The organism is Streptomyces endocoffeicus (assembly GCF_016741935.1).
Taxonomy (GTDB): domain Bacteria; phylum Actinomycetota; class Actinomycetes; order Streptomycetales; family Streptomycetaceae; genus Streptomyces; species Streptomyces endocoffeicus.
In genome coordinates, this window is record NZ_JAERRG010000013.1 from 296,859 (window position 1) to 304,146 (window position 7,288).

The following is a 7,288-nucleotide window of genomic DNA, read 5'->3' on the forward strand; positions in this document are numbered from 1 at the left end:
TCGGCGGCGCGCGGAAGTGGTCGTTCCCCCGATCGTGTGGTGAATGTGCGGTGAACGGCGGCTTCCATCGATCCGATAGCCTCTGCCGGACGTGCCGCCAGCCCCACGGGGCCAGGGCGTGCGATGCCCATGGCCCGGAGGGCCCCAGGCCAGTGCCATCAGCGGCGCGGCCACCATGTCAGCTGCCAAGGAGTGAGTTCGTCTGTCGACCGCGATTCTCACCGGTGCGCCGGTCGCCGGCTCGTCCCTCGAGGGCGACCTGCGGTCGCTGGGCTTCGCCGTGCGCACGGCGACCGACGCCGCCGGGGTCACGGCGGAGCTCGCCGCCGTCCCGGCGCATGAGCGGGTGGCCCTCGTGGACCCCCGCTTCGTCGGCCATGTCCATGCCCTGCGGCTGGCCCTCACCGACCCCCGCTTCCCCGCCGCCACGGTGCGCGGTGCGCTGAGCGTCCAGGCCGAGGCCCGTACGGCCCTGGCCCGCGCGGTGACGGCTGCCGCCGCCACGGCGCGGGCCGCCGGAAGCGAAGGCGGGACGCCCACCGCCGCCCCCGCTCAGCCCCTCGGCTCCGCCGAGAGCCTGGAGCGCGAGGCCGCGCCCATAGCGGTGCCCGCCACCGTGCCCGAACGGGCGGCGGAGGCGCAGCCGCCCGCCGGCTCGGCCCCGGGCCCCGGCGCGGACGACAGTGGCGGCGACGCGGGCGCGCCCGGAGCGGCCGTGGCTTCGGGGGCCGCCGATCGAGTGGACGCCGCCGTGCATGCGCCCGACGCGGCACACGCGTCGGGCGAGTACGCCGAAAGCCGGAGCCGGACGCGGCCGTCCGGAGCCGCCACCGCCGCGTCCACCACCGCCGGTGCCGTCGGGTGGGCGACCCGCGCCGATGCCGCCGGGACGGCCGCGCCGGACCGCGCCGCCGCCGCCGCAGGCGTACACGCGGACGCCGTGGCGTCTCACCGGCCCGCCACGCGGGCCGGTGAGACGGTCGCCGCGGGGAACTCCGCCGGCGGCCTCGCCGCACCGTCGCGGGCCGTGGCCCCCTCCGAGGTGGCGGCCATGCGCGGCGCCGCCGACGGCCACTCCCGTGTGGACGACCTCGCCGCCGCCCTCGACGCCGAAGGCGTCCCCGTGCACCGGCCCGAGCTCGGGGTGCTCGTGGCCGCCGTGCCCGCGGACGCCGCCGCGCGGGCCGCGGCGGGGGATGCCGTGGACGCGGTGGACGACGAGCGGGTGCGGCTGCGGTCGGCCGTGAAGTCGCGGGACGGCTTCTTCACGACCTTCTGCATCAGCCCGTACTCCCGCTACATCGCCCGCTGGTGCGCCCGGCGCGGGCTGACCCCCAATCAGGTCACCACCGCCTCCCTCCTCACCGCGCTCATCGCCGCGGCCTGCGCCGCCACCGGCACCCGGCCCGGATTCGTCTCGGCCGGTGTGCTGCTGATCGCCTCGTTCGTGCTCGACTGCACCGACGGGCAGTTGGCCCGCTACTCGCTCCAGTACTCCACGCTCGGCGCCTGGCTGGACGCCACGTTCGACCGGGCCAAGGAGTACGCCTACTACGCGGGCCTCGCGCTCGGCGCCGCCCGCGCCGACGGCGATGACGTCTGGGCGCTCGCGCTCGGCGCGATGGTGCTGCAGACCTGTCGCCATGTCGTGGACTTCGCCTTCAACGAGGCCAACCACGACGCCACCGGCAACACCAGTCCCACCGCCGCCCTCTCCGGCCGCCTCGACAGCGTCGGCTGGACGGTCTGGGTGCGCCGCATGATCGTGCTGCCGATCGGTGAGCGCTGGGCGATGATCGCCGTGCTGACGGCGCTCACCACGCCCCGTATCACCTTCTACGCACTGCTCATCGGCTGTGCGCTGGCCGCCTGCTACACCACCGCGGGCCGGGTGCTGCGCTCGCTGACCCGCCGGGCCGAGCGCACGGACCGGGCCGCCCGCGCCCTCGCCGAGCTGACCGACTCCGGCCCGCTGGCCGAGCTGGTCGCCAAGGCCGCCCCCCGCGGGACGAGTTCGTACCTCGCCCCGCTGTCGGCCGCCCTCGGCACGGCGGCCGTCCTGGCCGGCACCGCGGCCGCCGGTTTCGGCTCCTGGGTGCCCGTCGGCTGCGCCGTGCTCTACGCGGTCCTCGCGGGCGTCGCCGTCGCCGCGCCCCTCCAGGGCCCCCTCGACTGGCTGGTGCCGCCGCTCTTCCGCGCGGCCGAATACGGCACCATCCTGATCCTGGCGGCTTGCTCGGAGGTGAACGGCGCATTGCCGGCGGCTTTCGGGCTCGTTGCGGCAGTCGCCTACCATCACTACGACACGGTGTACCGCATCCGTGGCGGCACGGGAGCGCCCCCGCACCGGCTGGTGCGGGCGATCGGCGGGCACGAGGGGCGGACGGTGGCGGTCACGGCCGCCGCTGCCCTGCTGCACCACCAGAACCAAGGTTTCACCATCGCGTTGACCGCTTTGGCGGCGGTCCTCGCGCTGGCGGTGCTCATCGAGAGCATCCGCTTCTGGGTGTCCTCAGGAGCACCCGCTGTACACGACGAATCAGGAGAACCCGCATGATCGGCCTCGTGCTCGCGGCCGGCGCCGGACGGCGTCTGCGCCCCTACACCGACACGCTTCCCAAGGCCCTGGTGCCCGTGGACGGTGAGATCACCGTCCTCGACCTGACCCTCGGCAACTTCGCGGAGGTCGGTCTGACCGAGGTCGCCATCGTCGTCGGCTACCGCAAGGAGGCCGTGTACGAGCGCAAGGAGGCACTGGAGCAGAAGTACGGCGTCAAGCTCACGCTGATCGACAACGATAAGGCCGAGGAGTGGAACAACGCCTACTCCCTCTGGTGCGCCCGTGACGCGATCCAGCACACCGTGATCCTCGCCAACGGCGACACCGTGCACCCGGTCTCGGTCGAGAAGACCCTGCTGGCCGCGCGCGGCAACGGCCAGAAGATCATCCTGGCCCTGGACACGGTCAAGCAGCTCGCCGACGAGGAGATGAAGGTCGTCGCCGACCCCGACAAGGGCGTCCAGAAGATCACCAAGCTGATGGACCCGGCCGAGGCGACCGGTGAGTACATCGGCGTCACCCTCATCGAGGGCGAGGCCGCCGCGGAGCTCGCGGACGCGCTGAAGACCACCTTCGAGCGCGACCCCGACCTCTACTACGAGGACGGCTACCAGGAGCTGGTCAACCGCGGCTTCAAGGTCGACGTGGCCCCCATCGGCGACATCAAGTGGGTCGAGATCGACAACCACGACGATCTGGCGAAGGGCCGTGAGATCGCGTGCCAGTACTGACGAGGCTCATCCCCTCGCCGCTCGTCGTCGATATCCGCGCGGGCGCCCTGGACGATCTCGCGGGGGTCCTCGCCGACCAGCGGATCTCCTCCTCCGGCAAGCTGGCCATCGCCATCAGCGGCGGCTCCGGCGCCCTGCTGCGCGAGCGGCTGTCGCCGGCGCTGCCGGGCGCGAGCTGGTACGAGGTCGACGGCGGCACCCTGGACGACGCGATCAAGCTCGCCGACCGCATGAAGTCGGGGCACTACGACGCGGTCGTGGGGCTGGGCGGCGGAAAGATCATCGACTGTGCGAAGTTCGCCGCGGCACGCATCGGCCTCCCGCTGGTCGCCGTCGCCACCAACCTCTCGCACGACGGTCTGTGCTCCCCGGTGGCGACCCTCGACAACGACGCGGGCCGCGGCTCGTACGGGGTGCCCAACCCGATCGCCGTGGTCATCGACCTCGATGTGATCCGGGAGGCGCCGGTCCGCTTCGTCCGCTCCGGTATCGGCGACGCCCTGTCCAACATCTCCGCGGTCGCCGACTGGGAGCTGTCCAACCGGGAGACCGGCGAGCAGATCGACGGCCTCGCGGCCGCGATGGCGCGCCAGGCCGGTGAGGCCGTGCTGCGCCACCCCGGCGGGGTCGGCGACGACGGCTTCCTCCAGGTGCTGGCCGAGGGACTGGTGCTCACCGGCATCTCGATGTCGGTCGCGGGGGACTCCCGCCCGGCCTCCGGTGCCTGCCACGAGATCAACCACGCCTTCGACCTCCTCTTCCCCAAGCGCGCCGCCAGCCACGGCGAGCAGTGCGGCCTGGCCGCCGCCTTCGCGATGCGGCTGCGCGGGGCGCACGAGGAGTCGGCGCACATGGCCGAGGTGCTGCACCGGCACGGGCTGCCCGTGCTGCCCGAGGAGATCGGCTTCACGGTGGACGAGTTCGTCCAGGTCGTGGAGTTCGCTCCGAAGACGCGGCCCGGCCGCTACACGATCCTCGAGCACCTCGACCTCTCATCCGACGCGATCAGGGACGCATACGCCGACTATGCCAAAGCAGTCAGTCAAGCCATCAGTGGCTGAACTCCGCCCGGTCGTCCACCCCGCGGGGGTGAAGGACCGGCGGAGCGGTGAGCACTGGGCCGGGCGCCTCTACATGCGCGAGATCTCGCTGCGCATCGACCGGCACCTGGTGAACACGCGGGTCACGCCCAACCAGCTGACGTATCTGATGACCGTCTTCGGCACCCTCTCGGCCCCGGCCCTGCTGGTGCCGGGGATCGCGGGCGCCGTGCTCGGGGTGCTGATGGTCCAGCTCTACCTGCTGCTGGACTGCGTCGACGGCGAGATAGCCCGCTGGAAGAAGCAGTTCTCGCTGGGCGGTGTGTATCTGGACCGGGTCGGCGCCTATCTGTGCGACGCCGCGGTGCTCGTCGGCTTCGGTCTGCGCGCCGCGGACCTGTGGGGCTCCGGGCGGATCGACTGGCTGTGGGCGTTCCTCGGCACCCTCGCCGCGCTGGGTGCCATCCTGATCAAGGCCGAGACCGACCTGGTCGGGGTCGCCCGGCACCAGGGCGGTCTGCCGCCGGTCAAGGAGGCGGCCGCCGAGCCGCGCTCGTCCGGTGTGGCGCTGGCCCGCAGGGCGGCCGCGGCGCTGAAGTTCCACCGGCTGGTCCTCGGGATCGAGGCGTCGCTGCTGATCCTCGTGCTGGCGGTCGTGGACCAGGTGCGCGGCGACCTGTTCTTCACCCGGCTGGGCGTTGCCGTCCTGGCCGGTATCGCCCTGCTGCAAACCCTGCTTCACCTCGTGTCCATCCTCGCGTCGAGCAGGCTCAAGTGAGCATGAGCGCGATGAAGCTCGGAGCGGTCGTCCTGACGATGGGCAATCGCCCCGAGGAGCTGCGCGCACTCCTCGACTCGGTCGCCAAGCAGGACGGCGACCCGGTCGAGGTGGTCGTCGTGGGCAACGGCTCGCCGCTGCCCACGCTCCCCGAGGGCGTCCGGACCATCGAGCTGCCCGAGAACGTGGGCATTCCGGCGGGCCGCAACGTGGGCATCGAGGCGTTCGGACCCGGCGGGTCGGACGTCGATGTGCTGCTGTTCCTCGACGACGACGGGCTGCTGCCGGGCACCGACACCGCCGAGCTGTGCCGCCGGGCGTTCGCCGCCGATCCGAAGCTGGGCATCGTCTCGTTCCGCATCGCCGACCCGGACACCGGTGTCACCCAGCGTCGCCATGTGCCCCGGCTGCGCGCCTCCGACCCGCTGCGGTCCTCCCGGGTGACCACCTTCCTGGGCGGTGCCAACGCGGTGCGCACCACGGTGTTCCAGCAGGTCGGAGGGTTGCCGGACGACTTCTTCTACGCCCATGAGGAGACCGATCTGGCCTGGCGGGCGCTGGACGCCGGATGGATGATCGATTACCGGTCGGACATGGTGCTGCACCATCCGACCACCGCCCCGAGCAGGCACGCGGTCTACCACCGCATGGTGGCGCGCAACCGGGTCTGGCTGGCCCGGCGTAACCTTCCTGCGCTGCTCGTTCCCGTGTATCTCGGCGTCTGGCTGCTGCTCACACTGGCCAGGCGTCCATCGAAAACCGCACTTCGGGCCTGGTTCGGAGGGTTCCGCGAAGGCTGGAAGACACCGTGTGGTCCGCGTCGGCCCATGAAGTGGCGTACGGTATGGCGCCTGACCCGACTGGGCCGACCTCCTGTCATCTGACAAGCTCGTATCGAAGAGCATCGGGCGCGACCCGGGGCGCGGCCCCGCTCAGCGCACCCTGAAGACGAAAGTGTCAACTGTGAGCGAGACTACGCACGACGGTGCGGTAGCCGTGAGTGGCCCGCCATCAGCCGACGACGGACTGTCCCCGTCCGAGCTGGCGCGGAAGTACGAGCTGTCGGTGAGCGGCGCCCGGGTGGGCCTCGGCGAGTACATCCGCCAGATGTGGGGTCGGCGTCACTTCATCGTGGCCTTCTCGTCGGCCAAGCTCACTGCCCAGTACAGCCAGGCCAAGCTGGGTCAGGTGTGGCAGGTGGCGACCCCGCTGCTCAACGCGGCGGTGTACTTCTTCATCTTCGGCATGCTGCTGAAGAGCAGTCGCGGTATGGCGAACGACATGTACATTCCGTTCCTGGTGACGGGTGTGTTCGTCTTCACCTTCACCCAGGCGTCCGCCATGGCGGGCGTACGGGCGATCTCCGGGAACCTCGGGCTGGTGCGGGCCCTGCACTTCCCTCGTGCCTCGCTCCCCATCTCCTTCGCGCTCCAGCAGCTCCAGCAGCTGCTCTTCTCGATGATCGTGCTGGTCATCGTGTTGCTGGGCTTCGGTCACTTCCCGTCCTTCGCCTGGCTGCTGATCGTTCCCACGCTGGCGCTCCAGTTCGTCTTCAACACCGGGCTTTCGCTGATCATGGCCCGGCTGGGAGCCAAGACCCCGGACCTCGCTCAGCTGCTGCCCTTCATCCTCCGTACCTGGATGTACGCGTCCGGCGTGATGTTTCCGCTGGCCCGCACGCTCGAACACGCGGGGGCGAGCAAGTGGATCTCGGACGCCATGCTGGGGAATCCGGCGGCGGTCTACATGGACCTGATGCGGTACGCCCTGATCGACGACTACACCGGGGCCAACCTGCCGCCGCATGTGTGGGCGCTGGCCGTGGGCTGGGCGGTCCTCTTCGGTGTCGGGGGATTCGTGTACTTCTGGAAGGCAGAGGAGCAGTACGGCCGTGGCTGAGCAAACCCTCGACAAAAGCACCCAGGCGGAGCGGGCCGAGCAGGCCGGGCAGGCCGGGCAGGCGGTTTCCGGGCCGGGGCGGGTGCCCACCGTCATCGCCGACGACGTCCACATCGTCTACCGGGTCAACGGCGGCCCCAGGGGGAAGGGCAGTGCCACCGCGGCCCTCAGCCGTCTGCTGGGGCGGAAGGGCGCCCCGGGTATGCGTGAGGTGCACGCGGTGCGTGGGGTCACCTTCGTGGCGTACAAGGGTGAGTCGATCGGTCTGATCGGGTCCAAT

6 protein-coding genes and 1 pseudogene are annotated in these 7,288 nt (G+C 71.4%); all 7 read left to right on the top strand.

Annotation, left to right across the window (positions count from 1 at the left end; all coding sequences use genetic code 11):
• Positions 1–202 precede the first annotated feature (202 nt).
• Positions 203–2,557, top strand: a complete 2,355-nt coding sequence (locus JK364_RS55625; protein ID WP_230992720.1) for a DUF5941 domain-containing protein — start codon at positions 203–205, stop codon at positions 2,555–2,557.
• The gene (locus JK364_RS29985) at positions 2,554–3,291 is read left to right on the top strand and encodes a phosphocholine cytidylyltransferase family protein (RefSeq protein ID WP_201854471.1); all 738 of its coding nucleotides are present in this window, start codon (positions 2,554–2,556) and stop codon (positions 3,289–3,291) included. Before JK364_RS55625 ends, JK364_RS29985 begins: the two co-directional genes overlap by 4 nt.
• Positions 3,279–4,352, top strand: a complete 1,074-nt coding sequence (locus JK364_RS29990) for an iron-containing alcohol dehydrogenase family protein (RefSeq protein ID WP_201854472.1) — start codon at positions 3,279–3,281, stop codon at positions 4,350–4,352. The genes JK364_RS29985 and JK364_RS29990 overlap by 13 nt, the downstream gene beginning before the upstream one ends.
• Complete coding sequence (locus tag JK364_RS29995; RefSeq protein WP_201854473.1) at positions 4,318–5,109, top strand: CDP-alcohol phosphatidyltransferase family protein; 792 nt, start codon at positions 4,318–4,320, stop codon at positions 5,107–5,109. The genes JK364_RS29990 and JK364_RS29995 overlap by 35 nt, the downstream gene beginning before the upstream one ends.
• Positions 5,110–5,120: 11 nt before the next feature.
• Positions 5,121–5,993 (top strand): glycosyltransferase family 2 protein, encoded by an 873-nt coding sequence (locus JK364_RS30000; protein WP_201854491.1) that lies wholly within the window; start codon positions 5,121–5,123, stop codon positions 5,991–5,993.
• Between the two features lie 79 nt (positions 5,994–6,072).
• The gene (locus JK364_RS30005) at positions 6,073–7,008 is read left to right on the top strand and encodes an ABC transporter permease (protein WP_201854474.1); all 936 of its coding nucleotides are present in this window, start codon (positions 6,073–6,075) and stop codon (positions 7,006–7,008) included.
• A pseudogene (locus tag JK364_RS30010) lies at positions 7,001–7,288 on the top strand (ABC transporter ATP-binding protein); the annotation flags it as partial. The gene JK364_RS30005 and the pseudogene JK364_RS30010, both read left to right, overlap by 8 nt.